At 45.0% G+C, this 26,200-nt stretch carries 33 protein-coding genes; 8 read left to right on the top strand and 25 right to left on the bottom strand.

Annotated features, from left to right (window positions below; genetic code table 11):
- Nucleotides 1-14 precede the first annotated feature (14 nt).
- On the bottom strand, nucleotides 15-584 hold the full coding sequence (locus LZG75_RS07625) for an antibiotic biosynthesis monooxygenase (protein WP_233936974.1): 570 nt from the start codon (nucleotides 582-584) through the stop codon (nucleotides 15-17).
- Between the two features lie 4 nt (nucleotides 585-588).
- On the bottom strand, nucleotides 589-1,428 hold the full coding sequence (locus LZG75_RS07620) for a sterol desaturase family protein (RefSeq protein ID WP_233923584.1): 840 nt from the start codon (nucleotides 1,426-1,428) through the stop codon (nucleotides 589-591).
- Nucleotides 1,429-1,571: 143 nt separating this feature from the next.
- Here LZG75_RS07620 and LZG75_RS07615 point away from each other — a divergent pair, with 143 nt between their 5' ends.
- Nucleotides 1,572-2,183: a cysteine dioxygenase gene (locus LZG75_RS07615; protein WP_233923585.1), complete on the top strand. Its 612-nt coding sequence runs from the start codon at nucleotides 1,572-1,574 to the stop codon at nucleotides 2,181-2,183.
- A gap of 71 nt (nucleotides 2,184-2,254) precedes the next feature.
- Here LZG75_RS07615 and LZG75_RS07610 read toward each other — a convergent pair whose 3' ends face one another.
- From LZG75_RS07610 to LZG75_RS07590, 5 genes are all read right to left on the bottom strand, one after another.
- The gene (locus LZG75_RS07610) at nucleotides 2,255-3,115 is read right to left on the bottom strand and encodes a phytanoyl-CoA dioxygenase family protein (RefSeq protein WP_233923586.1); all 861 of its coding nucleotides are present in this window, start codon (nucleotides 3,113-3,115) and stop codon (nucleotides 2,255-2,257) included.
- Nucleotides 3,116-3,174: 59 nt separating this feature from the next.
- The gene (locus LZG75_RS07605) at nucleotides 3,175-4,602 is read right to left on the bottom strand and encodes a sodium:solute symporter family protein (RefSeq protein WP_233923587.1); all 1,428 of its coding nucleotides are present in this window, start codon (nucleotides 4,600-4,602) and stop codon (nucleotides 3,175-3,177) included.
- Nucleotides 4,603-4,670: 68 nt separating this feature from the next.
- Nucleotides 4,671-5,129, bottom strand: coding sequence for an ion channel (locus LZG75_RS07600; RefSeq protein ID WP_233923588.1), 459 nt, complete (start codon nucleotides 5,127-5,129; stop codon nucleotides 4,671-4,673).
- A 36-nt stretch (nucleotides 5,130-5,165) separates the two neighbouring features.
- Nucleotides 5,166-5,516: a DUF1622 domain-containing protein gene (locus LZG75_RS07595; protein WP_233923589.1), complete on the bottom strand. Its 351-nt coding sequence runs from the start codon at nucleotides 5,514-5,516 to the stop codon at nucleotides 5,166-5,168.
- Between the two features lie 26 nt (nucleotides 5,517-5,542).
- Complete coding sequence (locus LZG75_RS07590; RefSeq protein WP_233936972.1) at nucleotides 5,543-5,881, bottom strand: hypothetical protein; 339 nt, start codon at nucleotides 5,879-5,881, stop codon at nucleotides 5,543-5,545.
- A 63-nt stretch (nucleotides 5,882-5,944) separates the two neighbouring features.
- Here LZG75_RS07590 and LZG75_RS07585 point away from each other — a divergent pair, with 63 nt between their 5' ends.
- Entirely contained in the window at nucleotides 5,945-6,829 is an 885-nt protein-coding gene (locus LZG75_RS07585) for a transporter (protein ID WP_233936970.1), read from the top strand.
- A 40-nt stretch (nucleotides 6,830-6,869) separates the two neighbouring features.
- Here LZG75_RS07585 and LZG75_RS07580 read toward each other — a convergent pair whose 3' ends face one another.
- From LZG75_RS07580 to LZG75_RS07570, 3 genes are read right to left on the bottom strand one after another with little or no spacing between them, the layout of a single operon-like run.
- Complete coding sequence (locus LZG75_RS07580) at nucleotides 6,870-7,352, bottom strand: hypothetical protein (protein ID WP_233923592.1); 483 nt, start codon at nucleotides 7,350-7,352, stop codon at nucleotides 6,870-6,872.
- Nucleotides 7,353-7,398: 46 nt separating this feature from the next.
- On the bottom strand, nucleotides 7,399-8,181 hold the full coding sequence (locus tag LZG75_RS07575; RefSeq protein ID WP_233936964.1) for an enoyl-CoA hydratase: 783 nt from the start codon (nucleotides 8,179-8,181) through the stop codon (nucleotides 7,399-7,401).
- Between the two features lie 24 nt (nucleotides 8,182-8,205).
- A complete protein-coding gene (locus LZG75_RS07570; RefSeq protein ID WP_233923736.1) occupies nucleotides 8,206-8,433 on the bottom strand; it encodes a DUF3820 family protein in 228 nt (75 codons plus the stop codon).
- A gap of 53 nt (nucleotides 8,434-8,486) precedes the next feature.
- On the opposite strand from LZG75_RS07570, the gene LZG75_RS07565 reads away from it, so the two are divergent.
- Together LZG75_RS07565 and LZG75_RS07560 are read left to right on the top strand one after the other, a co-directional pair.
- Complete coding sequence (locus LZG75_RS07565; RefSeq protein ID WP_233923594.1) at nucleotides 8,487-9,197, top strand: DNA/RNA non-specific endonuclease; 711 nt, start codon at nucleotides 8,487-8,489, stop codon at nucleotides 9,195-9,197.
- Nucleotides 9,198-9,199: 2 nt separating this feature from the next.
- The gene (locus tag LZG75_RS07560; protein WP_233936961.1) at nucleotides 9,200-9,736 is read left to right on the top strand and encodes a hypothetical protein; all 537 of its coding nucleotides are present in this window, start codon (nucleotides 9,200-9,202) and stop codon (nucleotides 9,734-9,736) included.
- A 25-nt stretch (nucleotides 9,737-9,761) separates the two neighbouring features.
- Here the strand turns inward: LZG75_RS07560 and LZG75_RS07555 are convergent, their stop codons facing one another.
- Nucleotides 9,762-10,427 carry a DUF3313 family protein gene (locus tag LZG75_RS07555; RefSeq protein WP_233923596.1) on the bottom strand — a complete coding sequence of 222 codons (666 nt, stop codon included), beginning with the start codon at nucleotides 10,425-10,427 and terminating at the stop codon, nucleotides 9,762-9,764.
- 106 nt (nucleotides 10,428-10,533) lie between these two features.
- Between LZG75_RS07555 and LZG75_RS07550 the strand changes: the two genes are divergently transcribed.
- From LZG75_RS07550 to LZG75_RS07540, 3 genes are read left to right on the top strand one after another with little or no spacing between them, the layout of a single operon-like run.
- On the top strand, nucleotides 10,534-12,162 hold the full coding sequence (locus LZG75_RS07550) for an FMN-binding glutamate synthase family protein (RefSeq protein ID WP_233923597.1): 1,629 nt from the start codon (nucleotides 10,534-10,536) through the stop codon (nucleotides 12,160-12,162).
- 42 nt (nucleotides 12,163-12,204) lie between these two features.
- Nucleotides 12,205-13,371, top strand: coding sequence for a GNAT family N-acetyltransferase (locus LZG75_RS07545; RefSeq protein WP_233923598.1), 1,167 nt, complete (start codon nucleotides 12,205-12,207; stop codon nucleotides 13,369-13,371).
- Nucleotides 13,372-13,380: 9 nt separating this feature from the next.
- A complete protein-coding gene (locus tag LZG75_RS07540; protein ID WP_233923599.1) occupies nucleotides 13,381-13,599 on the top strand; it encodes a DUF1289 domain-containing protein in 219 nt (72 codons plus the stop codon).
- 9 nt (nucleotides 13,600-13,608) lie between these two features.
- Here the strand turns inward: LZG75_RS07540 and LZG75_RS07535 are convergent, their stop codons facing one another.
- The 7 genes from LZG75_RS07535 to LZG75_RS07505 all read right to left on the bottom strand — a co-directional run bounded on the left by LZG75_RS07535 (nucleotide 13,609) and on the right by LZG75_RS07505 (nucleotide 21,367).
- Nucleotides 13,609-14,598 carry a tripartite tricarboxylate transporter substrate-binding protein gene (locus tag LZG75_RS07535; RefSeq protein ID WP_233923600.1) on the bottom strand — a complete coding sequence of 330 codons (990 nt, stop codon included), beginning with the start codon at nucleotides 14,596-14,598 and terminating at the stop codon, nucleotides 13,609-13,611.
- Between the two features lie 30 nt (nucleotides 14,599-14,628).
- Nucleotides 14,629-16,236, bottom strand: coding sequence for an ABC-F family ATPase (locus tag LZG75_RS07530; protein ID WP_233936959.1), 1,608 nt, complete (start codon nucleotides 16,234-16,236; stop codon nucleotides 14,629-14,631).
- 90 nt (nucleotides 16,237-16,326) lie between these two features.
- Nucleotides 16,327-17,976: a gamma-glutamyltransferase family protein gene (locus tag LZG75_RS07525; protein WP_233936957.1), complete on the bottom strand. Its 1,650-nt coding sequence runs from the start codon at nucleotides 17,974-17,976 to the stop codon at nucleotides 16,327-16,329.
- Nucleotides 17,977-17,994: 18 nt separating this feature from the next.
- Complete coding sequence (locus LZG75_RS07520) at nucleotides 17,995-18,930, bottom strand: tripartite tricarboxylate transporter substrate binding protein (protein WP_233923603.1); 936 nt, start codon at nucleotides 18,928-18,930, stop codon at nucleotides 17,995-17,997.
- Nucleotides 18,931-19,018: 88 nt separating this feature from the next.
- A complete protein-coding gene (gene msrQ, locus LZG75_RS07515; protein ID WP_233923604.1) occupies nucleotides 19,019-19,678 on the bottom strand; it encodes a protein-methionine-sulfoxide reductase heme-binding subunit MsrQ in 660 nt (219 codons plus the stop codon).
- On the bottom strand, nucleotides 19,647-20,633 hold the full coding sequence (msrP, locus tag LZG75_RS07510; RefSeq protein ID WP_233923605.1) for a protein-methionine-sulfoxide reductase catalytic subunit MsrP: 987 nt from the start codon (nucleotides 20,631-20,633) through the stop codon (nucleotides 19,647-19,649). Before msrP ends, msrQ begins: the two co-directional genes overlap by 32 nt.
- Before the next feature lie 8 nt (nucleotides 20,634-20,641).
- Nucleotides 20,642-21,367, bottom strand: a complete 726-nt coding sequence (locus LZG75_RS07505; protein ID WP_233923606.1) for a queuosine precursor transporter — start codon at nucleotides 21,365-21,367, stop codon at nucleotides 20,642-20,644.
- A gap of 105 nt (nucleotides 21,368-21,472) precedes the next feature.
- Here LZG75_RS07505 and LZG75_RS07500 point away from each other — a divergent pair, with 105 nt between their 5' ends.
- A complete protein-coding gene (locus tag LZG75_RS07500; protein WP_233936954.1) occupies nucleotides 21,473-22,651 on the top strand; it encodes an acyl-CoA dehydrogenase in 1,179 nt (392 codons plus the stop codon).
- On the opposite strand, the gene mnmH is transcribed toward LZG75_RS07500, so the two are convergent.
- The 7 genes from mnmH to LZG75_RS07465 are packed head-to-tail and all read right to left on the bottom strand — an operon-like array spanning nucleotide 22,648 to nucleotide 26,189.
- Nucleotides 22,648-23,703, bottom strand: coding sequence for a tRNA 2-selenouridine(34) synthase MnmH (gene mnmH / locus LZG75_RS07495; protein ID WP_233923608.1), 1,056 nt, complete (start codon nucleotides 23,701-23,703; stop codon nucleotides 22,648-22,650). The genes LZG75_RS07500 and mnmH overlap by 4 nt on opposite strands.
- Before the next feature lie 15 nt (nucleotides 23,704-23,718).
- Nucleotides 23,719-24,138: a thioesterase family protein gene (locus LZG75_RS07490; RefSeq protein WP_233936952.1), complete on the bottom strand. Its 420-nt coding sequence runs from the start codon at nucleotides 24,136-24,138 to the stop codon at nucleotides 23,719-23,721.
- 23 nt (nucleotides 24,139-24,161) lie between these two features.
- Nucleotides 24,162-24,590, bottom strand: coding sequence for a DUF2244 domain-containing protein (locus tag LZG75_RS07485; RefSeq protein ID WP_233936950.1), 429 nt, complete (start codon nucleotides 24,588-24,590; stop codon nucleotides 24,162-24,164).
- A 1-nt stretch (nucleotide 24,591) separates the two neighbouring features.
- Nucleotides 24,592-24,909 carry a 4a-hydroxytetrahydrobiopterin dehydratase gene (locus LZG75_RS07480; protein ID WP_233923611.1) on the bottom strand — a complete coding sequence of 106 codons (318 nt, stop codon included), beginning with the start codon at nucleotides 24,907-24,909 and terminating at the stop codon, nucleotides 24,592-24,594.
- The gene (locus LZG75_RS07475; protein WP_233923612.1) at nucleotides 24,910-25,266 is read right to left on the bottom strand and encodes a TIGR01244 family sulfur transferase; all 357 of its coding nucleotides are present in this window, start codon (nucleotides 25,264-25,266) and stop codon (nucleotides 24,910-24,912) included.
- A gap of 29 nt (nucleotides 25,267-25,295) precedes the next feature.
- On the bottom strand, nucleotides 25,296-25,739 hold the full coding sequence (locus tag LZG75_RS07470) for a DUF6691 family protein (protein ID WP_370635398.1): 444 nt from the start codon (nucleotides 25,737-25,739) through the stop codon (nucleotides 25,296-25,298).
- Nucleotides 25,740-25,757: 18 nt separating this feature from the next.
- Nucleotides 25,758-26,189, bottom strand: a complete 432-nt coding sequence (locus tag LZG75_RS07465; RefSeq protein WP_233936947.1) for a YeeE/YedE family protein — start codon at nucleotides 26,187-26,189, stop codon at nucleotides 25,758-25,760.
- Between the last annotated feature and the right edge of the window lie 11 nt (nucleotides 26,190-26,200).

Below are 26,200 nucleotides of genomic sequence, written 5' to 3'. Positions count from 1 at the left end.
ATTTGAATTATTTTTTAGGCAAATTGTTGCGGGGCTTGGGCACGATCAAACATACCATAGTCACGACAAACCTCAAAATATCTGAGTTCATATTGAGTAGAGGCAGCAAATTCAACGGGTCCTGAAATGTGGTTAACCAGCCCGATACCGCGCTGTGCATCGATAACCCCTCGGAACAGTTGTAAATCATTGCCGGCGTCTAGCCTCGCTTTAAACGCGTGCTCAATTGCCGCAAAATTCCCAATCAACATCGCTACCAGTTCACGTTCTTTTATCTCGCTTTGTATAGGTGCGCCAACTTGCTGTGCGGCCACTCTTAAACGATAGTCTGCAAGTATGAGGCTACGCCCACAAACCTGAGCTCCATAGTGGTCTGGCTGGCACCGCCACTGCGCCAGAGCCAATTCATCACGCCATTGCGAAAATGAAAAAAACCACCCCGATTCCTGTAAATTTTCAAAACGCTCTACCGCCACGAAGCCGGGATTTTTTTCAACGATTGGGCGTAAGCTAGCAGCCATACTAAAGTAGGTTTCAACAGAACCCTCTTTAGGTAAGACGTCGAAAAAAACGGCCTGTACCATCTGGTTATGCGCGCAAAATTTGCTGCTCAGCAGGGGATAGAATCGGCCCTTCAAGCGTCACTTTTTCCTCCTGTACTTGGCTGTCTTGAAACTTGTTAATAATCGGTTTTAGTTTAGGGTCGAGATATGTTTCATCAAAACCATTAAAGAGAGTGCCGAGAAGACTTCTTTTAATATCAGACGTGCCTAAAAACCAATCTGCTACAGGAAAAGTGAGGTTCATATTTTTATGCATCATGATGCCTAAATTATGATGAGCGGCATGGTGGCGACGGATGGTATTTACGCATGGCATATTACGTACAAACCAATTGTCTTTTACATGGCAGCAAAAATGAAAGGTTTCGTAAAGCAAATAATGGCCAACCATGGTGATATATAAAATATATCCCACATTAGGATTAAAAATCTGCGCTGCAATATAGCCGAAAAGAGTGCCGAAAACACCCAAGACAATTAAGACTCGCCAAGGGAAAAATACAATGCGAAACTCTTGTGCGGTATCGATGGTGTAATCGTTATCAGTAAAGTACTGGTGATGCTGGCGGGTGTGACGATCATAAATGGCGCGTAAGGCAAACTTATCAATTAAACGGTGCATGACAAAAAAATGCATACCCCACTCCACAAAGTTACCTGCAATGGCAACTGGAATTACTGTTAACCAAGCCCAGCCAGGGTTAACTAATTGAGAGGCGCAATAATAAATTGCCACTAAACCTGCTAAATACATCACGCCAATATGCACGATGCCGTTATAAAACGGGCTAATAGCGCCAATATAAGCCGCGCGAAACTTCCGTTGGCGCTCATTCATGAACATGGGTTTTGCTGCTGAGCTCATTGCTTACCCTCCTAAGCTAAAGAAAAAACAATAACCATTCGAATCATCAAATATGTTTCTGATATATTACTTGAATATTAATTATATTACTGGAATAATGGTGGGGGGATACCCTAATATTTATTCCTTTCCGGAGAAAACCCATGTCAGCAACCACCCATCCGATTAGCCCACTGCGGGAGTTTGTCATTGCAATGACTCATTTAGTCAATGAAACCCAGGATGAGCCTACCCTAGTTAATAAAGGTGGGGCCTTACTAAAACAACTTATTGCAAATGACACTTGGCTGCCGACCTTTTGCACCATTCATCATCATGAATACTATCAACAATTTTTGTTACATACCGATCCCTTAGAGCGCTTCTCCGTGGTTAGCTTTGTTTGGGGGCCAGACCATAAGACACCAATTCATGATCACTGTGTATGGGGCCTAATTGGTATGCTTCGCGGCTCTGAAATTAGTCAGCGTTTTAAGCACGATCAAGCTGGCAAATTAGTGCAAGATGGTCCTGAAGTCATCCTTAATCCAGGAGAAGTTGAAGCGGTTAGTCCAGATATTGGCGATATTCATATTGTGCGCAATGCCTCCTCCACCCAAAACGCTATTAGCATTCATGTCTATGGGGCTAATATTGGCGCAGTCAATCGCCATACCTATCATCATGAAACTGGAGCAAAGAAACAATTTGTTTCCGGCTATTCTTCGGCTCAAGTGCCTAACTTATGGGATCGCTCCGCCAATCCTAAAATTTAAACCATTCGCAGCGCTGGTCACTAAGCTTAAGAGGAACTGAGCGCATCCCTTATCACTAGCTCCTGAATTTGTCAGGCCCGCTCCTTCGGGTTGGCCATCGAGGCATCATAACTATCGATCTTCGTATCTTTATATAAAATCTTCGCGCTTTTATCGGTAATACTTTGGTGTAAAGCAACAAAATCAAGATCCATATCCTTGCTTGGGGTGGGCTCATGAGTGAAGGTTTGGTACTCGTCCATGCCGCGCACTAGCGTAGCTGAATCATCACCTTCAATTTGTCTAACGAAAGTAGGAATATAGCGAATCGCAAAGCCAATTCGCCGCTCGGCAGAATGATTCGGCGGGGAGCCATGAATAATACGCACATGATGTAAAGACATTTCACCCGGCTCTAGCTCTAAGGTTACCGCCTCGGCCTCGTTTACTGCCATTGCAATTTCTTGGCCACGGGTAAGTAAATTATTTTTTGCAAAAGAATCTCGGTGGGGCAACTGATCGAGCAAGTGTGTGCCGGGAATAATTGCCATCGCACCATTAGTTTGATTGCTTGGGGATAAAGCAATCCATGCAGTTATTACATCAGGTGAAGATAGACCCCAATAAGTCGAGTCTTGATGCCATGAAACAAAACCGGGATCATTAGCCTCTTTAATAAAAAAATTTGTCGTCCAACACAGGATATTTTCGCCATATAAATCCTCTATTGCATCAAGAATTTTGCTATTGCGGACTAACTCATTAAGCCAAGTAAAGAGTAAATGGGTTTTGTGCCGTTGGGAGCCATTTAAGGGTTTGCCTTGTTCAGCCTCGAAAGCTTCAAGTTTTTGGCGGATCTCTAGGGTCTGCTCGGCACTCAATACCCTTATTTTACTAAGGTACCCCTGTTCTTGATATTGCCTCACCTGCTGTTCTGAAAGAGTTTTTAGCATGTAATCCGCCTGTGAATGAAAGACTCGGTCGCAATGCTATCTAATATACTACCAATATACTACTCCCGCAAATAGGCCTCTGGCACGCCAGCCGAGCGCGGAAATACACCGCCAATTAACATTCCGGCAATGCTAGCCAGTAGACCGGCCAATTGCGGCGGCAAAATTGCTAGTGGCGCAAAAATCTCGCAGCCAATCCAAACAGTTAAACCACTGATGATCGCCAATAACCCGCCCAACGAGTTAGCGCGTGACCAATACACTCCAAACGCCAAAGGCACAAATGCCGACACCAAGGTTATCTTATAGGCACTTTCAACCATCTTAAAAATAGAAAGTTCAGAATTAACTGCAAAGGTAGTTACGATGACAGTAAAGCAAAGTACGGTAATACGCATAATTTTCAACAGCTGAAGATCTGTTAAATGACGATAAAAACCCCGCACAATATTTTCAGCAAACGTAACTGACGGCGCTAATAGCGTAGCACTAGCACAACTTTTAATGGCCGATAGTAAGGCGCCAAAAAACATAATTTGGGCAAACAATGGCGCATGGTTCAAAATGAGCTTAGGTAAAATTAATTGGGGATCAGTGTCTAAATATTTTGCAATTAGAGCGGGGTCTAATAGGCTCGCTGAATAGGCTAAGAAAAGCGGGATAAAAGCGAAAATAAAATAGAGTACTCCTCCTAAAATGGCTGCTTGGACTGCAATAGTTGAATTTTTAGATGAGGTAATTCGTTGGAAGACATCTTGCTGAGGAATCGAACCTAACATCATCGTAAATAATGCCGCCATAAAACCTAAAATAGCAGCTAAATTCATGTCAGGCCAAAAATTGAGCTTCCCAGCTGCAGCTGCATGCTGAATAACTACACTAATCCCCCCAGTTTCGCTAGCCATTTCACCGCCAATGTAAAGCATCCCAACCACAATCACAATCATCTGGATAAAATCAGTAATAGCAACCGACCACATACCGCCAAACAGGGTATAAATTAAAACGCTGCTAGCGCCAATTAACATGCCGGTAGTTTGGCTGACCCCACCTTCAGAAACGACATTAAATACTAAACCAAGGGCTTTAATTTGCGCAGCAACCCAACCTAAATAAGAGGCCACAATACATAAGGTAACGAGTATTTCAACTGTACGCCCATACTTTTCACGAAAGAAATCGCCAATCGTTAGCATCTTACGGTTATACAAATGCTTGGCAAAAAATAAGCCGACCAAGATCAAACAGAGCGAAGACCCAAAGGGATCGGAAACGATTCCGCCCAGACCATCCTTCAGAAACGTAGCAGGAATACCCAATACCGTTTCAGACCCAAACCAAGTAGCAAAAACAGTTGCCGTCACAATTGGCAAAGGCAGGCTATGACCAGCGGCCGCAAAGTCAGCCGTATTCTTTACGCGCATGGCTGCCCATAAGCCGATGCCAATTGAAATAATCCAATAAATAATGACAAACCAAAGCAGCATAGTAAAAAGTCTTTTTAGGCCCAGCAAATTCAATAATTTGAAATTTACCTTACTTTGTTCAGTTACGTTTATTCATTGGCCGAAGCCCGAGGCAAGTTCCAAAATTTTTGCATTTCAAGATAAATAAAAGAAGCTGACCAAGTAATTAAAATTAGGCCTGTTAAAGCTTCTACCCCAGTTAAATACCGTACATAACCCTCCCCCACAACATCACCATAGCCAACCGTAGTGAAGGTTAAAAAGGAAAGATAAACACAGTCGAGCAGTGATCCACCGCCAGCAATACTGCCAACTAACTTACCAAGGCCATCTATTTTTAAAGTAAAAAAGTAGCCGAGCCCAAAAAGCCAAATTTCAATAACATGGGCAAGGAAAATAACAATCACTCCAAATAAAACCCGGATTCTTGGCGCAAAGTGATGAATGGCAGCCAAGCGTTTCGCTAAATGAAAAAGAACCTCGTAATGAAACAAGATTGCGGCCATCACCAAAAAACTATTTACTACTAAAACCAGTAGGAAGGGCATATATTGAACTGCATGCTTAAATAAGGATGAAGAAAATTATTTTGTTTCTCTTGGCGACTGCCATGGCCACCGGCCATTCATTTCTAAAGCCAAAGACCAACTTAAGAAACAACGAATAACCACAATTGCCCCTAACACCGCTACACTCATTAATGTTGGGCTAACTGCGACCGTACGAATGATGTCACCTGCAACCAATATTTCCAAACCCAAGAGCAAGGCACGAATAATTTGATTACGAAATAATTTATAAGCATCATCGATGGGCATCTTTGGTAGGTCTTTAATAAAAACATACAAGCCCCATAAGACGCCCAAGGCGACTACTGCCACGCCCAATCCATCCATCACATCGCTGACGCCCTGAATAACTTCAATTAATGTCATTTTTTAGCTCCCCCAAAATAGGGCTGTTAATTTGGACAAGGCATCAGTATGCCAGTTACCTTGTGTGGTTGAGGCTTGCAAGGCGGCGCTGCTTGCAGTTTAGGGCTTGTGCTGGGTTGAGTGCTCTCAGGGTGACTGCCAGCGGGAATACTCACAGGACCCTTGCTCACTGGCATATCAGAACTCTTATCCGGGCACGGCATGAGGATGCCAGTTACTTTATGTGGCTGAGGCTTGCAAGGTGTTTCGACTGCTAAAACTCCAGCAGAATAAGTCCCGGCAAAAAATACTAAAAAAAGATAAGGTTTGATAATGAATGAGTCTGGGCTCGCTCCAAACTTCCCTATTAAGATGCTTGCAGGCATTGTATGCGCTACAGCAGCAATTGCCAACAACTCCGAGGAATATTTAGACCGCTAAAATGGGGAATGAAAAGGTTTCTAAGGGCGCTAAAAATAGGCAGTTTATCGCTGATCTTTATCTTATCTAGCAACCTAGGGGCCCAAGAAATTGATCCGCGGGCATACAACAATTCGCCAGTTAACATTAATTTTCTTGGGCTGGCCTATACCCAAGTAAGCAGCCCCAACTATCAACTTTCTTCTGAAATCGTTGCCCTAACGCGAATTTTAGATATCAATGGTCAATCTGCAAAGCTTACCCTCGCTCTACCCTATGGTCAGCTTTATGGCTCGTATAACGCTCGTGGCCAGTCGATTAGCGGTGTATCTGATGGCTTAATTGACCCACTCTTAACGCTCTCAGTTAATTTGTATGGGGCCCCGGCCCTTTCTATTGCTGACTTTAAAAACTATCAACAAGATCTGATTATTGGTGCAAGTATTGCCACCTCCATCCCTTGGGGGAGCTATGACAGTAGCAAATTATTAAACATTGGTGCGAACCGCTGGTATGTTAAGCCTGGCGTTGGAGCTTCACAGGCTTTTGGTCCATGGCAAATAGAGCTCACGGGTTCAATTACATATTTCTCTGAAAATAAAAACTTTTATGGTGGCAACACCTTAAGCCAAAGCCCAATTTACTCGAGTGAAGGCCATGTCGTTTATACCTTCAAAACTGGAGCCTGGATTGCTGCTGATGCCAATTACTATACTGGCGGACAGACCACGATTGATGGCAGGTCAAATAATAATTATCTGCAAAATTGGCGTATTGGCACTACTCTAGCGCTGCCCGTTAATCAAAATAACTCGATTCGTATTGCCGCTAGTCAAGGGGTATATGCGAAGGTGGGCAATAACTTCAACATCATTAATGTGCTTTGGCAATACCGCTGGGGGCCTGGCATTTAAATGCCCTGCAATTAGCAGTGCATATTATTTTAAGTTTAGTTTAGGTCTTTAAGTAATAACCATAAACGCAGCGCGTACCTCGCCGCGATGGATCATGAGTATCATGAATTACGCCATTGATGACAGCAGTTAAGTGTTTGGAGACCTTAACAATAACCCGCCCTGATGGAATTTCGTGAAGTCGTAGATGTGCCTGACAGCCGCCGCCAATTTTCATGGTTGGCACCCATTGAAAACCTTGCGCCAAAATATAATCGTGAAATACTTTACGGTGATTACCGTTGCGTGGTGATGCGCCGCGCTGATTTAATTGTTTAGCCAGACGATCGCGTTTGCTATCAGCATAAGCAAAATTTGCCGCTCGTAAAGCTTCATAAACTTGGGCATAGGGCAATTCAGCAGCAATGGCAATCGATCTAATAACACAGTCGCCTGCATAGCCCTTATATCCCGAAGCTAATCGACCACCATCATTGAGCTGAAAACCGAGCCTTGATTGGCCCCCACGCAAGAAATGAATCAAACTCCTGAACAAGGTATCTACTTTCTATATCAATAATAGTTTTTTCTTACTTATCTTTAAATACGGGGGGACGTTTTTCAGTAAATGCCGCCATCCCTTCTTTTTGGTCTTCCGTAGCAAAGGTTGAATGAAATAAGCGCCGCTCAAAATGAATGCCTTCAGCCAAAGGGACCTCATAAGCCATGTTCACCGCTTCTTTTGCCATCATTAAGATTGGCAAAGACATACTGGCAATTTTTGCAGCGGTCGCCAAGGCATCACTAATTAACTGATCAGCAGGTACGACTCGACTCACTAAGCCGCTACGCTCTGCTTCAGCGGCATCCATCATCCGGCCTGTGAGGACCATTTCCATTGCCTTCGATTTCCCCACAAACCGGGTTAAGCGCTGCGAGCCACCCGCCCCTGGAATAGTACCGATCGTAATTTCAGGCTGACCAAATTTTGCAGTATCGGCGGCAATAATAAAATCACACATCATCGCTAACTCACAACCACCGCCTAAGGCATATCCTGCGACAGCAGCAATAGTGGGCTTACGAAAACGCGCTAAGCGTTCCCAAGTTGCCGAAACAAAATTGGCCTTATAGACATCCATATAGGACCAATCTTTCATTACCTTAATATCTGCTCCAGCGGCAAAGGCCTTATCACTGCCAGTAATCACTACTGCAGCAATCGTTTCATCACCCTCAAAATCATCCAAAGCTAAGCCCAGCTCGCGAGTTAATTCAGGACTTAAGGCATTGAGCGCCTGAGGCCGATTGAGGGTTATTAAACCTACCTTGCCATGGGTGCTAACTAAAATTGTTTCGTATTTCTCCGGCATCACTTTTCCCTTCAATAACTAGAATTAAGCTAGATTACCATTACCTTTCTTTAGGGGGCGCAATAGGCTGCGTAAGTTATTGTGATCGAGCGTATACATCAATTCTAGTAATTGCCCCAATTCGCCCTTAGGAAAGCCTTGCCGGGCAAACCAAGCCAAATAATTGCCGGGTAACTCAGCAAGAATGCGGCCTTGATGCTTCCCGTAAGGCATTCTAAATGTAAGCACCTTTTCTAAGGCTTCTGCGTTCATATCACTCGTATTCCAATCAATGATGCGCATTGTGTCCTAAACTAATGCGCAATATGTCAATACTGTACCGCCTTCTTGTCCTTGTCATCATCGCCCTGCCAAATAGCGCATTTGCGCTATTCGATGCATGCCTCGACTATTTCCCGACGCAACAGTTACCCTCCACTGCACAAATCGGTCGCGACCTCTGTTTTGAAGGTTTTGCAGTCTATTATTCGCCTGAGCATAAAAAACCCATTTATGTGGTCGAAAAACTGAATCGTAATCGCTTAATGGGTGAACGCCAAAAAAGAAGTAATCGATTTTATGAGGAGGCGCGCTTGCCGCGCCAAGAACGCGCCTTAATTACTGACTATCGCGATAGTGGTTACGATCGTGGTCATAACGCCCCTGCTGCCGATATGCATAATGAGCAAGCCATGGCGCAATCTTTTTCTCTCGCCAACATGATGCCCCAAGCGCGCGAAAATAATCGGGGTATTTGGGCTAAACAAGTTGAGCAGGCGACACGGCATTACGCGCTGCGGGCTGGCGGAGATATTTATGTGTTCACAGGGTCAACTGGCGACTTAGGTCGAATTGGCGCTAGCCAAGTCACTATTCCCAGCCATCTTTATAAATTAGTTTATGACCCTAGTCGTAAGAAAGCGTGGGCTTACTGGATAGAAAATACCAATACGGCAGCCATGACTCCACCCATTTCTTATCAAGAATTAAAAGACCGTACGGGGATTGATTTTCATCTGCCCGATATCACGCCATAAGTATGAAACTCAAAACCGATGGCATGAATAAGCGTAAATGGCTACTGGCTCTCTGCCTATTTCCTTTAATCAATAACGCAATCGCTCAAACTGATTTTTTTATCACTAAACAATGGATTGAGCTATTTTTGTGGGGTGCTTTTCCACTCAGCAAAAATGCCCTCATTGCCCAAATAATCTTCAAAGATCCAGAGATAACTTTACTAGCAAACGAACAGCGAGTTGTATTAAATGCAAACTATGTGGTCAACGGGCTAGCCTTAGGGAAGAAAACCTATGCGGGAAATATTGCCTTAAATTCTGGATTGCAATATAAAGCCAGCGATCGCTTAGTGCGACTTGCACAGCCTCAGCTCGAGTTATTTACAGTGGATAGCGATAACAACGCTTCGGAACAAATAGCCGCCTTACTTAAAAAAATAGTGCCAGCCCTACTGGAGCAACAAGTCATTTATCGCTTTGAAAATAGTTCGCCCCTACTTGGCAATGCTCCCAAACAAATCCAAATTGAACACGATGGAATACGTCTGCAGTATTAACTCAAGCCGAATTAAAAAATGAGGCTTATTTACCTGGGGCTTCCAAAGCTAAAGTCACAATGCGTTTAGCCATATCTTGAAACGCTTTTACTGAGCTCGATTCCAAGCGGAATGATTCGCCTTGAACGGTAACAACACCACCGCCAATAAATTCTTTTGATTGGCTATCGGTAATTTTATTTTCAACTACTAAAGCTGGTGTTTTTGAATTCATTCCGCCAGCATAAGCAGCTGCGTTTGTCGCCAAGCCAATCGGCGTAAAATTCCACACTTTTAAATTATCATTGGTAAGCTCTGCCCCAGTAATAGCCAGGGAAACCCGCGCCACTTTAGGGCCCGGCTGGGTCACTATTTTTAAGCCTTTATTCACAATCGCAGCGCGAATAGTTTGATCTAAAATTACTTTAGTTTCTGCCACAAGTTGCGGCGTAATTGCCCCTGAATATTCGGTTTGATTCAGATAAATTGGGTCGACGATTATTTCGGTATATTGACTTGGGGATAGGCCCACCTTGCGATAACGCCACATTTGTACATCTTGTGGCATATCCTGCACTGGCTGTAAGAGCTTGTAATTCGGTAAAAAACCCGACTCGGGCATTTTGTCTGTGCTGCCAATCCGACTGCCTCCACAGGCTGATAAAACAGCAGCAACGATGCAGGTAAAGCAGGATAAAAGAAAGTATTTCATTTTTATGACAATCTTATAGAGTGGAGGAACTGTACTTCATATCATACTAGTATTGTTTAACAGGGTCTAATAAAACATGTCGCTCAATATTCACTAGAATGGGGCTATGAACTTATCCACCTTCTTTCATCGTCATTTGGTTTGGCACCTGTGTATTGTGCTATCCATCTTCCTTGCATACCTTATTTTATCGGAGCCTAAACCGATTATTGCTTGGTTTGGCTTTATTCTTTTTGCTAGCCTCTCGCTAATTGGCCTCTTTAATCTATTGCAGACCAAGCATGCGGTTTTAAAAAATTATCCAGTGGCAGGCTTATTTCGTTTTTGGCTGGAAGCAATTCGCCCTGAAATTCGACAATATTTAATCGAATCCGATACCGATAAGGTGCCGTTTTCACGGAATCAACGTGCCATTGTTTATCAACGCGCGAAAAATTTATCCGATCAACGCGCGTTTGGTACGCTTGAAAATGTCTATGCTGCCGGTTACGAATGGCTTGCTTATGCGAATGCACCCTCACCACAGGTGCCGCTTAAAAGCCTGCATGTTCAGGTTGGTGGCGCCGCTTGTACGCAACCTTATGCTATTTCAATCTTCAATATTTCTGCAATGAGTTTTGGTGCACTCTCGGCCAATGCGATCTTAGCCCTGAACAAGGGAGCAAAGTTAGGCGGCTTTGCCCAAGATACGGGAGAAGGATCTGTTTCGCCTTATCACCGTAAATATGGTGGCGACCTTATTTGGGAAATTGGCTCTGGGTATTTTGGTTGCCGCACCTCAAGCGGACATTTTGATTTAGCGAAGTTTACCGAGGTAGCTAACGATCCTCAAATTAAAATGATTGAAATTAAATTATCGCAAGGTGCAAAACCAGGGCATGGTGGCGTGCTACCAGCAGCAAAAATTACCCCTGAAATTGCTAAAACGCGTGATATTCCTCTAGGCAAAGACTGTATTTCGCCCCATCGCCATACTGCCTTTCATACGCCCATTGAATTGATGCATTTCATTCAGCAATTACGGGTCAGCGCGAATGGTAAACCCGTGGGCTTCAAACTATGTATTGGTCAGCCTGAAAATTGGTTTGCCCTCGTTAAAGCGATGTTGGAAACCGGCATTACCCCTGACTTTATTGTAGTAGATGGTAGCGAAGGTGGCACGGGCGCAGCCCCCGTTGAATTTATCGATCATGTCGGCATGCCGATGCGCGATGCTCTGCGCTTAATTCATAGCACGCTAGTGGGCGTGAATTTACGTTCTCAAATTCGGCTGGGTGCTGCAGGAAAAATTATCACTGCATTTGATGTCCTGCGTACCTGCGCCATCGGGGCTGATTGGTGTAATTCTGCGCGTGGCTTTATGTTTGCTATTGGCTGTATTCAATCACGCATTTGCAATACCGACCGTTGCCCAACTGGAGTTGCAACCCAAGATGCACAACGGCAAAAAGCCCTCGACCCCTTAGATAAAGGGCAGCGAGTCTACGCATTTCATCACAATACCTTAAAAGCCGTTGCCGATCTCCTCGCAGCGGCAAGCTTAAAACATCCTTCTGAAGTAACACCCAATCTCATCATGCGTAGAAATGACAACGGCAAAGTCGAGTCTTTTGCTACTAGTTTATTAGCGATTGAAGCTGGCTCCTTGTTAACTGAAAATACTACCTTGATTTTTGCCAAACAAGCCCCCTATTTGACCGATGCGTGGCTTAGTGCAAATGCCCATATTTGGTAAGCTCGAAATCCGAATTTGTGGCTATTTAATTAATCCATCCTGATGTCTTACTCGCTTGAAGTAGTGCATAGCCTAGCCCCGATTAAAGCGGCTGTATGGAATGCTTTATTAGATTCAGAATCGGGGCCCTTCTTGCGCTACGAATTTCTAGCTACACTTGAAGAGAGTGGCTGCGTTGGTAACGAAACAGGCTGGCAACCAGCCCACCTGATTTTGCGTGAGACCGGCAGTACTGATATTTGTGGCGCAATGCCTTTATATCTTAAGCGTCATTCATACGGGGAATACGTCTTCGACTGGGCTTGGGCTGAAGCGTATACCCAAAATGGTTTGCAATATTATCCCAAAGCATTATGTGCTATACCTTTTACGCCAGTACAAGGTGGGCGAATATTAACTCACTCAGCAGCCGCTCGCGTTGCACTGGTTGAGGGTCTGAAGCAATTGGTCATTCAACACCAATTATCCTCTGCGCATGTTTTATTTCCTCTCAAGGAAAGTTTAGCTGCCTTAGTCACGCAGGGGTTTTTGCTGCGCAATGCCGTGCAATTTCATTGGCATAACCAAGCATTTATCAATTTTGATGCCTTTCTAAGTAGCCTCAATATGAAGAAACGCAAAAACATTCGCCGCGAACGTCGTCTCGTTGCTGAAGCTGGTATTTCGTTTACTCACCTCTCGGGAACAGCAGCAACAATTGATGATTGGCAATTCTTTTATCGTTGTTATGCTAATACCTATTTTGAACATCACTCTACACCCTATCTCAATGAAGATTTTTTTATGCAATGGGCAGAGCGCATGCCTGAAAATCTTCATTTAATTCTGGCTAAACGTAATTCGCAAGCTATTGCAGCCTCTTTACTAGTGGTCGATCGCCATGCTCCGCTCTCAACTGCCTATGGTCGCTATTGGGGCTGCCTTGAGCATATTCCCTGTTTACATTTTGAAACTGCTTATTACCAGGCCATTGAATTTTGTATCGCGGAGAAAATTCAATTATTCGAAGGTGGCGCTCAAGGCCAACACAAAATGGCCCGTGGGTTTCTACCTACTACCTTGCAGTCAGCCCATTGGTTAGCCGACGAACGCTTTTTAAATGCAGTAGATCGATTTTTAGAGCGTGAGCGCGAAGGCATTGCCGAATATATTGATGAACTTCAAGAGCATTCGCCCTTGCGTCAAAACGGTAATTGGAATTTCAGCTAAAGTATGTCTATGAGTGATGGCGCAAATTCTTTAGCTATTGGCGATGCTGAATCCGATTCCCCCTGTATTGGCGTCTGCTCTACCCTATTTGATGAAGTGTGTAAGGGTTGTGGCAGAACCGCGCAGGAAGTGAGTAACTGGGTTTTTTTATCACCTGTAGAAAAAAAAATAGTCTGGGAACGCATTCAGTTAGAAGGTACTGCGATGCGCTTCCAGACTAAGACTTAAGAACTTTAATTAGTCTGCGTAGACTCCGGCTGCTTTAATAATTGGCGACCATAAATCAATTTGTGCTTTCAAGTGATTTTTCAATCCCTCTGGGCTAGCATTGGCTTGACTCGGAATTTCAACACCCATTTCAGCCATCTTACTTTTGTAGCTGGGATCTTGAATCGCAGCTTTTAGGGCGGCGGCTAATTTTTCAGTATCAGCCTTAGGGGTGCCCTTGGGCGCATATACACCGTGCCATACTTTAACTTCAAAGTTTTTCAAACCCTCTTCATTCAAAGTGGGCACCTTGTCATACGCTTTAATGCGTTGCAAAGTAGTTGTACCGTATGCCTTTACTGAGCCTGCGGTAACTTGCGTACCGATGTTCGTAGTTTGATCGCACATGAGTTGTACCTGATTACCCATTAGATCAGTTAATGCGGGTGCAGTTCCCTTGTAAGGTACAGTAGTTAAATCGATCTGAATGCGACTCATCAGTAGTAAACCGCATAAATGACTCGCCGAGCCAATGCCTGCGTTAGCGTAGGCAATCTTGCTCGTGTTAGCCTTCATATAAGGCACTAAGTCTTTGAAGTTTTTCGGCGGCAAATCTTTATTCGCAATGAGCATCATCGGTACATCAGCAACCTGACCAATATATTCATAATCATTCATCGGGTCGAAACCAAGATTTTTATATAGCGCTGGAGCGGTTGACATACCAATATGATGGATTAGTAAAGTATGGCCATCTTTTGGTGCGTTTACCACTTTTTTAGCCGCAATAGTACCGCCTGCGCCTGGGGTATTTTCAACAATAATTTGCCCCTTTAATTGCTTGCCCATGACTAGCGCAAGCTCACGGGCCACTTTATCGGTAGGACCGCCGGCAGCGAAAGGCACAATTAAGGTAATCGGTCGATCGCCAGGAAACTCGGCGGCCTGCACAACTAGAGTGCTCAAACCAATGCTTGAGGCCAATGAGACAGCAAAAACTAGTTTCTTGGTAATTTGCATAAACTTCCTTATTTTTAGCTAATTAAATTACTAACCTGTAATGGCTTGACTACGTAAATATTCTTCATACGTGCCTGAATAGTCAACCACCGATCCATCCATTTTAACCTCTAAAATGCGATTGGCTAAAGCCGAGACAAATTCACGATCGTGCGAAACAAAGAGTAAGGTACCCTCATATTTTTCGAGCGCTATTTGTAGGCTTTCGATCGATTCCATATCCATATGGTTGGTTGGCTCATCCATCGCCAGCACATTATGCTTTTGCAGCATTAATTGCCCCCAAATCATCCGCCCCTTTTCGCCGCCCGACAAGACCTTTACCGACTTTCCAATATCGTCTCCGGAAAATAATAAGCGACCCAAAGTACCTCGTACGACCTGATCATCATCTCCGGTATTGCGAAAACCACTCATCCATTCCATCAGGGTTGTTTCAGTAGGAAATAATTCGCTGGTATCTTGCGGCATCACCCCAACATTCGCATTTTCAGCCCATTTAACATCACCTTTATCGGCCTGCAAACCGTTAAAACGTTTACTTAAAATTGTTTTTAGTAAGGTTGTTTTGCCAGCGCCATTTTGACCAATAATGGCAATTTTTTCGCCCGCACGAACGCCTAATTTAAAATTCTTAAAAATAGTGCGATCAAAATCTTTAGTTAGGCCATTGCACTCCACTGCCATATTGTGTAATTTCTTTTCGGAGTCAAAGCGAATGAATGGGTTTTGGCGCGAAGAAGGTTTAATTTCTGTAATCTCGATTTTTTCTAACTGCCGCTGCCGTGAAGTTGCTTGGCGAGCCTTAGAGGCATTCGCTGAGAAGCGACTGACAAAGGCTTGTAGTTCTGCAATCTTTTCTTTAGCCTTTACATTCGAGGCCATTTGCTGCGCCCGCGCTTGCACCGAAGCCAACATATAAGAATCATAATTACCGGGATACACTTTCAGCGTCCCAAAATCCATATCAGCCATGTGCGTACATACTTCATTAAGAAAATGGCGATCATGGGAAATAATGATGATGGTGCTATTAAAATTATTTAACACTTCTTCAAGCCAATGAATCGAGTGAATATCCAAGTTATTCGTCGGCTCATCTAAGAGCAAAACATCGGGGTCGGAAAAAAGCGCTTGCGCTAACAGTACGCGTAATTTCCAGCCGGGGGCAATATTACTCATCGGGCCATCGTGTTGCTCAATGGGAATACCAATGCCAAGTAACAACTCGCCGGCTTTAGCTTCTGCCGTGTATCCGCCATATTCAGCATACTTCGCTTCAAGCTCAGCAGCATGCATATAATCTTCGTCAGTTGCATCGGGGTTAGCATAGATGGCATCACGTTCAGCTGCCGCCTGCCACATTTCTTCATGCCCCATCATCACTACATCAAGCACTCGTACATCTTCAAAAGCAAATTGATCTTGACGTAATTTACCTAAACGAATATTGGGGTCTAAGCTGACATTGCCACTAGTGGGCTCGAGATCGCCACCCAAAATTTTCATGAAGGTAGACTTGCCACAACCGTTAGCGCCAATTAGGCCATAGCGGTTACCACCACCGAATTTAACCGAAATATTTTCAAACAAGGGCTTGGCCCCAAACTGCATAGTAATGTTAGAAGCTGACAGCACGATAACCTTCTCAATCGAAATGATTTATAGCAAACCGCCTATTTTAACGGTGTTCGTGCTCAATGCAGCTATTTCAAGCAATTCGCCAAATTAATACGCTGCCGCCAAGCCATCGCGCCGACTATCGCTAGCGGCAATATAGCCATCCTCAAGATCATCGCTTAAGCGCCAAATAAACTGCCCCGAGCCAAAATCCATATAGGGATCATCAATTTTCTTTAAAGTATGACCCATGGCAATTAAGCCCGCCACCGTTGCGGGGTTCATGTTCGACTCAACATCTAAGGTGAAATCGCGATTCACCTTCCAGCGTGGTGCATCACAAGCAGCCTGGGGCTGTTGCTGATAATTCATCATGCGCACCAAGGTTTGTAAATGGCCTTGCGGCTGCATATCGCCACCCATCACTCCAAAACTCATTTGGGGGAAAATTTGACCGCCATCATTGCGGGTAAGGAAAGCGGGGATGATGGTATGAAACGGCCGCTTGCCGCCAGCAACTACATTGGCCGATTGAGGGTCGAGTGAAAAACCATAACCGCGGTTCTGCAAACTGACGCCCCACTCTGGCACCACTACCCCAGAGCCAAAGCCCATGTAATTGCTTTGAATAAAAGAAACCATCCGCCCCTGTGCATCAGCGGTAGTTAAATACACGGTGCCACCTGAAGCGGGTAAGCCATGTTTGAAATGGGTCGATTTTTTAGGATTAATCTGTTTGGCGCGCTCAGCCAAATAACTCGGACTAAGCATTTGTTCTGGTGTTACCGCCATTGAACGAGGGTCAGCAAGATATTGATACACATCTGCAAAAGCTAACTTCATCGCTTCAATTTGTAAATGCTGACTTTCAATGCCATCGACAGGCAAACTCGCTAAATCAAAATGTTGCAAGATACCCAAGGCAATTAAGGCGCCAATACCCTGACCATTCGGTGGAATTTCATGTAAGTCATATTGCTGGCCATCTGCCGCCCGCAAACTCTGTTGAATCGTACCTACCCAATCGGGGCGGTATGCGCTTAAGTCAGCTAAAGTCATGGCGCCATCTGTCGCCTTCGCAAACGCCACAATCGCTTCGGCAATTTCACCTTCATAAAAGGCTCGAATACCATTTTTTGCTAATGCTCTTAAGGTGCGAGCAGCGCTTGGAAAGGTAAAGCGCTCACCAGCAAGCGGCGCTCTACCATGCGGCATAAAAGCCGCGGCAAAACCCGGCTGGGTCTGTAAATCCGGAATCGCCGCTGCCCACTTATGCGCCACAATCAGCGGCATTGCATAGCCTCGTTCGGCAATTTCAATAGCCGGCTGCAATAAATCAGCTAAAGGCAAGGAACCGAAGCGGTTCTGCAAAGTCTCCCACCCTGCTAAAGCACCAGGCACGGTGACGGTATCCCACCCGCGCATCGGTCGTTTAGCAATGCCATTAGCATCGACGCCATATTTCTTCGCATAGTAGGCTGGGTTCCACGCCTGTGGGGCAACCCCAGAAGCATTTAAGCCATGCAATTCCTGTCCATCCCAAACTATGGCAAAACAATCGCTACCTAAACCATTAGAAACAGGCTCAACAATCATTAGGGCGGCGGCGGCGGCAATCGCCGCATCAATGGCGTTACCACCTTGATGCAAAATCTTCAGACCCGCTTGCGCCGCGTAAGGATGTGATGTCGCCACAACATTGCGCCCCATTACTGGCATGCGAATGGTGGGATAAGGGTTTTGCCAATGAAATTGCATGTTGAGCCAGTGTATAGATTAGTCGATCGAAATTTGATTTTGTTTAATAATTTTGGTCCACCGGACCCGATCAAGCGCGACCATGGTGGCAAATTTTTCAGGGGTCCCAGGAATTGGTTCAGCCCCCAAAAGCGCTAAGCGCTCTTTGGTGTCTTTTTCAAGCAAAATGGCATTGAGGTTCGCGTTTAGTTTATTGACAATTTCAATAGGTACATTTTTAGGGCCATACAGCCCAAACCAATTCGACGTCTCGAATTGCTCTAGACCATAATTTTTACCTGCCTCGCCAATGGTTGGCACATTCGGCAGCAAGGGTGAGCGCTTTGGGCTAGCAACTCCTAAGGCCATTAACTTCCCTTCAGTGACTAAAGGCAAACTGGCAATGGTGGTATCAAATAATAAATGCACTTTTCCGGAAATTAAATCAGGCGTAGCTAAAGCAGAGCCCTTGTAGGGAATGTGTGTCATATTAAAACGGCCAGCGGCTTTTAGCGACTCAGCATTCAAATGCATGACCGTGCCATTACCGCTCGTCGCATAATTAATCTCATTCGGATGAGCCCGCGCGTATTCAATAAATTCAGCTAGATTTTTAACCGGTAAAGTCTTCGTAATCGTTAGTAAGCCAGGCGCAATGGCAACCCCCCCAATAGGGGTGAAATCGGCTTGGGTGTCATAAGGTAATTTTTTAGTAAAACTCGGCGCAACTGCATGAGTGCTACCAGTAGACAAAAGTAAGGTATAGCCATCGGGAGCAGCGCGGGCAACGATATTTGAGCCAATTGAGCCGCCTGCGCCGGGATGGTTATCGATAATAACTGTCTGGCCTAAACGCTGTGATAATTTCTGCGCCAGCAGTCGGCCTAGTGCATCGGTAGCGCCTGCAGGTGGAAAAGGAATAATTAAAGTAATTTGGCGATTGGGATAAGCAAGGTCTTTGGTCTGTGCAGCCACGTTAGAAACGCTCAGAATCAGGCTGAAAACTAGCGCAGTCGATGGTATTAATCTGCACAGGATGATCTTCAATGGCATTTAATGATTCCTAAACAGGTGGCTTTGGTTTCGTAAGGTGGATTCGATTGAGTTGATTTTTTATCAGCGGTATTCGTAAGACTAGTAATAAGATAATAACTCCGAGGTAAATCGAAACGACTGAAAAGTTATTTTTACCCGCCTTATCCCACCAATAATGCAAAATTGCCGTGCCTGCAATGACATAAACTAAACGGTGTAACAAGGCCCAGCGGCGCCCTAATTGACGCTGCGACCACTGGTTTGATGTGAGTGCCAATGGAATGAGCAACACAAAGCTAATAAAACCCATGGTTATAAAGGGGCGCTTAATTACATCTTTCGCCATCGAGGCTATAGCAAAATCTTGATCTAACCAAAGCCAAATTAAAAAGTGCAAACAAGCATAAAAAAATACGAATAGTCCGAGCATACGACGCACCCGTATCCAGCCGCCCCACCCTGTAATTAAGCGCAGCGGTGTCATACCTAAAGTAAGACAAAATAAAACCAGGGTCCAAGTGCCCGTTGAGCGGGTAATCAATTCAATTGGGTTGGCGCCCAATTGATCGCTGTAAGCAAAATAGAAAAGTCGCTCTAGCGGAATCAGGGCCAGCAAAAAAACCAGAAACTTAAAACCCTTTAAAAAACCTGTTTGATTAATAGTATTTTTTAAGGTCCATGCCTGCATATAAACTCGCCACCTGATTGCCATACCCATTAAACATTTCAGTTTTCACTTTAGGCGCAAAAAAACCGCGGCCATCACCGATCCGTCGTTCAGTAGCTTGGCTCCAACGGGGATGATCAACATTAGGGTTCACGTTGGAATAAAAGCCATATTCACTTGGGGCTGAGGTATTCCAGCTTGTCGGTGGCTGTTGCTCAGTTAAACGAATTTTAATAATTGACTTGGCGCTTTTAAAACCATACTTCCACGGAATCACCATGCGTACGGGGGCGCCATTTTGTTTTGGTAAAGCCTCACCGTATAAACCAAAAGTAAGTAAGGCCAATGGATTCATCGCTTCGTCTAAGCGCAAACCCTCGCGATAAGGCCAATTTAATACGGATGAGTTGACGCCCGGCATTTGCTTACGATCTGCAAGTGAAATAAATTCGACGTATTTAGCGGCACTAGTGGGCTCAACTACGTTGAGTAATTTAGATAAAGAATAGCCATCCCATGGAATGACCATTGACCAGCCTTCAACACAACGCATGCGATAAATACGCTCCTCCATAGGCGCTAATTTTAGTAAGGCCTCAATATCAAAAGTCTGTGGCTTTTTAACTAAGCCCTCAACGGTAACAGTCCACGGTCGGGTTTCTAAGCTTTTAGCTGCTTCATGAGGCTGGGCTTTATCAGTACCAAACTCATAAAAATTATTATAGGTAGTGACGTCTTTATAAGCCGATAGCGTTTCGGTAGTGGAATAGTTGGAAGGAATAGTTTTTAATTTAACCCCACCTGCCGGCGGCCCAGCAGGTTGAGTCTGAGCAAATGCTTCACGCGTAAACCAGGGAATCAAGCCCGCGCCGAAGCTGCCCGCTGCTGCCGCCTTAATTAAGTTTCGACGTTGTGCAAAGATGGCTTGCGGGGTAATTTCACTTGGTAATATGGTGGGATCAATAAATGGCTTCATAGCTTCTCCTAGCGGTCAACGCGCATGCGAAAGGGGGTGAAATTAGTATGAATATCATAATAATCTTCATGTTCTTTACGTTTTAAAAAATTAACTACCCAATACGTCAGCGGGGTTGCTAGCACTTCCCAACTGGTTTTTAGCACATACTGCGCTAAGGCAATTTGCAGCAATTCAGCGAGCGGCCAAATACCATAAAACGCTAGCAGATAAAATAGCGATGAATCGATTAACTCGCCAACTGCGGTTGAGCCAATTGCCCGCAACCATAAAAAACGTCCGGCGGTGGCAATTTTCAACTTTGCCATAATAAAGGCATTAGCAAAACTACCACACCAAAAGGCACTAATCGATGCTAAGGCAATGCGCCATGAATTACCAAAGACGGTCTCTAAGCCCTGTTGATAATTCGCCATATAAGAGCCTGGGGCAATCGGTAAAGCAATTACCACTTGCGCCATAATTGCTGCAAAAATTAAGGCGGCAAAGCCAGCCCAGACGGCACGCCGATCATAGGCATAGCCATACACCTCCGTCAGAATGTCGCCAAAAAAGTAGGCAATAGGAAAAAAAAGCACCCCGGCACCAAAGATAACGGGACCAAAGAACGGTAAATCAAGGGTTCCTGCTTTGCCAGCGCCAATAAAATTTGAGCACAGCAAGACCACCACAAAAGCCACTAAGATTAAATCGTAGTAGCGATAATGGCGGCGCGGTGGCGGGTTTTTTTCCAAGGTGAAGAGCCCAGCAAAATACTTTAGTCAGTAATTGACTAGAATAGTGCTAATTGGTTGGTTTTGCCCAGCCCTATTTCAAAGCCTAAAAAGTGAGTCAAAGATATGAGTAAAACCCCATTTAATTGGGCCGACCCCCTGCTGTTAGACCAGCAACTCACGACCGAAGAGCGCATGGTACGCGAAGCTGCCTTTGAGTATGCACAAGGACGTCTCGCACCCCGTATCCAAGCCGATTTTCGCGGGGAAGGGGCTGACACCAGCATCTTCCGCGAAATGGGTGAATTAGGCTTACTCGGCATTACCATCCCCGAAGAATTTGGCGGCGCTAATTTAAATTATGTTTCCTATGGGCTAATTGCTCGCGAAATCGAGCGAGTTGATTCAGGCTACCGGTCGATGATGAGCGTGCAGTCTTCATTAGTCATGGTGCCCATTAATGAATTCGGTAGCTTAGAACAAAAACAAAAATACTTACCCAAGTTAGCCACTGGCGAATTGATTGGTTGCTTTGGTCTTACTGAACCCAATTTTGGCTCAGATGCGGGCGGCATGATTACCCGGGCCCATAGCGTTCCAGGTGGCTTTGAGCTGTCGGGGGCCAAAATGTGGATTTCGAATTCACCTATTGCTGATGTCTTTGTCGTCTGGGCTAAAAATGATGCCGATGAGATTCGGGGTTTTATTCTGGAAAAAGGCATGCCTGGTTTAAGCACGCCAAAAATTACGGGCAAGATGGGTTTACGCGCATCCATTACGGGTGAAATCGTCATGGAAAAAGTGTTTGTTCCTAGCGAAAATGAATTACCCCACGTTACCGGCTTAAAAGGTCCATTCACCTGCTTAAACTCAGCACGTTACGGTATTGCTTGGGGTGCCTTAGGCGCAGCAGAATTTTGTTGGCATGCGGCGCGCCAATACACCCTTGATCGCATTCAATTTGGTCGTCCTTTAGCCGCCAATCAACTCATTCAAAAGAAGCTAGCTGATATGCAAACTGAAATTTGCCTCGGTTTACAAGGCTGTTTAAGATTGGGTCGAATGAAAGACGAACATCTAGCTTCACCTGAAATTACGTCAATTATGAAACGGAATTCTTGCGGGAAAGCACTCGAAATTGCACGGATGGCCCGCGATATGCATGGTGGCAATGGAATCTCAGATGAATATGGTGTGATTCGGCATTTACTTAATTTAGAGGTCGTGAACACTTATGAAGGTACGCATGATATTCATGCCCTCATTTTAGGTCGCGCCCAAACAGGCATTCAAGCCTTTAATTAAGCGCGCTTTAAAGTTAGCACCTGATCAGCCAAGGCACTAAAAGCGGCTGGGCTCAGTGCAGCTAAATCTAAGCTGCGCTTAGTGGGGTAATGGGTAAAATTGCGCTCAATTGAATGTTGATACGCAGTATCGTAATGTTGCACCAGTAAGGCATGCACTAACTCAGCAAACTCTCCTGCCTGAGCAGCTGCACACCATTCCTCAATCTGCATGCGGCCATAGCGAGCCGTCAAGCTAATGAGCTGCGCCTCTAAAGCAGGAACATCGACTAAAAAATGCGGATATTGTTCCATTAACCATTGCACCCGCAACGTAATCTCAGCCTGAATCTCAATACACTCGCCAGCCCGAATTCGCGCCATTAAGGGGTCGGGAATATGCAAGCCCCCTACTTTTTTACTTTCCGATTCAACATAAACTGGCTTGCTTGGGTCGAATAAACGCAAGGTATTCCATAGGGCAGTTTCAAAACTTTTTTGACTCGGTTGCGGGGCTTCTGGATGATGACCCAAGACCGAGCCCCGATGTACCGCTAAGCCCTCTAGATCAAGTACTTGCAACTGACGCCCTTGTAATTCAGCCAATAGACGGGTTTTTCCGGTTCCTGTCATGCCGCAGATAACGATAAAAGAAAACTGGCTAGCAAAATCATTGAGCTCACTAATAACGTGGCGCCTGAAAGCTTGGTAACCGCCCACCAATTGATCGGCCTTCCAGCCAATGCGCTGCAGAATCAAGGTAAATGCACCGCTTCGTTCGCCTCCCCGCCAACAGTAAATCAGGGGGCGCCAACTATAAGGAAAGGCTAAAAAATGATTTTCTAAGTGGGCTGAAATATTCCGTGCTACCAAAGCCGCGCCAATTTTTTTAGCGGCAAACGCTGAATCGTTTTTATAAATCGTGCCAATTCGGGCCCGTTCCTCGTTATTTAAGACCGGGTAATTAATCGCGCCAGGAATATGATCGAGGGCAAATTCAGCCGGAGATCGTGTGTCAATAATGGCATCGTATTGCGAAAAATCAACCATCGGTTCCAGCAACAATTTAGACACGCTCTGGGAATATTGTTATTGCAATATTTTTAAAATATGCTCGGGCCAAGGACGGGATTTATTGGTCGCTAAATCGACCCATACCATCGTGGCTCCGCCGGCTGCACAAATCGCTTCTGGCGCATTCGCCAAGGCAATGGTGTTATACAAATCAATACTCGATTTTCCAATATTGCCAATAAAGGTTTGCACAATCAAGGTTCCAGGAAAGGATAATTGCGCATAAAAATTACAGAAGCCATTTACCATCAATAAGGCCTCCTTATCCACCATATTCGTAAATCCTAAAGAAACAATCCAGTCGATGCGGGATTGCTCCATATAACGAAAATAAAGGGTGTTATTGACATGCTGAAATGCATCCATATCGCCCCAGCGAATGTCCATCGTCGATTCATGAACAAAGCGCTTGTTCTCGGGTATTTCAATTCTCATAAAAGCCTTTAATTACGATCGAGTTAAGTAAGATGCAGGCGTAAATCATGCTCAAAACGGGGCCGATCGATAGCACGTAAAAAGACACCAATGGGCTTTTTTTCATTGCCGTAACGCAAAGCCAATTGATTGGGATCATTATGCAGATGAATTAATTGTACCCAGCGGGCATTCCATTGGTGACAGCTAACTTGGCCACCCCAGCTCTTTTCATAAATGAGCAGATCGCCATCTACTGAAATTTTTTCATAATCAAGCGCATGACGCGAATAAACCAGTAAAGCAATTGCAACCAGGGTCAATTCAAGCAAAGTAAAGCAAATAATGACCCATATCCCTTGCCATAAAAAATAGCTGCCCACTATTAATGAAAAGGCAGCCAAAGAAAAGTAGAAATAGCTGAGTTGCCGTGGCGTAAATGAACAATTACGCTTCATGAACCAAGTACGCATTTTATGATTTCGGCGGCTGCAAGCCAATTGCACTAGCAGTTTGATCCATCCATTGAGCTAGTTGCAGATCAAGTTGAGTTAAGCCGCCTGCACTATGCGTAGTTAAGACCACCTCAACACGATTCCAAACATTCAACCACTCGGGATGATGGTCGATTTGCTCAGCATAAACAGCACAACCTTGCATAAAGCGAAATGCAGCTTCAAAATTAGCAAACAAAAAGGTGCGGCTCATTGCGTCGCGCTCTGTGAGTAGCTGCCAGGCAGGATAACTCGTTGCTAAGGCGCGCCGCTCTGTGGCATTTAACAAATCGGGCATTTAACTGCGCTCTTGATTGAGATGCACCGCCATTTGATATAGATTAGTTGAACGGGCGCCCGAGCGACAAAAAGCCAGAATAGGTTCTGGCAGGGTTTTCAGTAAGCCAGCCATTTCCTCAACCTGTGCAAGCGTAATCGCACCACTAACAACGGGTAAAAAGGCATAATTTAAGCCGAGTTTTAAGGCCTCAGCTTGAATCGCTTCATGAGGGGGTTGCTCGGGGCCCTCCTCGTAGTCAGGTCGGTTATTAATTACGCTCTTGTAGCCCTGAGCGGCAATTTCTGCTAAATCAGCTGGCGCAATTTGTCCAACCGTACCAAATAATGCATTATGACAAGCAATTCCAAGACTCATTTCAACCTCTTAAAAAGCATTTAATGTAATTAATGTAGACGTTTTTTGATTTGGCTGCCTAGGTACTGATAAATCAGCATGCCGATGAACATCATGACGGTAAAAACCAAGGCCTTGGCATGCCCAGACCCTAAGGCAACGATAGCAGGTCCTGGGCAAAATCCCGCAATTCCCCAACCGATGCCAAATAACCCGCTGCCAATGACTAAATGGCGGTCGATTGGGCTAGTTTTGGGCCACTGAATCAGCCCACCAAACCATGCTTCAGTGCGTTTACGGGCGAGATAAAAAGCGGCTAAACCCACCAAAATACCACCCAACATCACGAAAATTAAGCTCGGATCCCAGTTGCCAGTGAGATCAAGAAATTGCAGAATTTTCTGCGGGTTAGTCATGCCAGAAATAATCAGGCCTAAACCAAAAATAACGCCGATGGCAACTTGACTAAGTAGTCCAAAATGACGTTTCATCATTGCGCTCCCCAAGACCACCTAAAAAACATGGCGCAGGAGAAAAACGGTTAGAAAGCCGGTGCACATAAAAGTGATCGTCGCCACTAAAGAGCTTAAGGATAGTCGTGAAATCCCACAAATACCATGCCCACTGGTGCACCCCGCACCATAACTAGCACCAAAGCCCACCAAGAGGCCGGCCACAATTAATGCGCCCCAACCTGCATCAATGACCACGATGGCTCGCACATCAAAAATTAAACTGGCCCACAGCGGGCTTGACAATAAACCAAACACAAAACTAAGACGCCAAAGCCAATCGCCCGCCTCGGGTTTAGTCAAACCACCCACAATGCCGCTAACCCCTAAAATTCGCCCATGCAAATGAATATACAGTGCGGCAGCAAGACCCAAAATGATGCCGCCTAATAACGCGGGAAAGGGTGTAAATACGGTCCAATCAATGTGCATAGCGCCTCACC

Origin of the sequence: Polynucleobacter sp. IMCC30063, assembly GCF_021395235.1 — a bacterium.
Lineage (GTDB): Bacteria > Pseudomonadota > Gammaproteobacteria > Burkholderiales > Burkholderiaceae > Polynucleobacter.
This window is presented reverse-complemented; position numbering and strand designations above follow the sequence as displayed.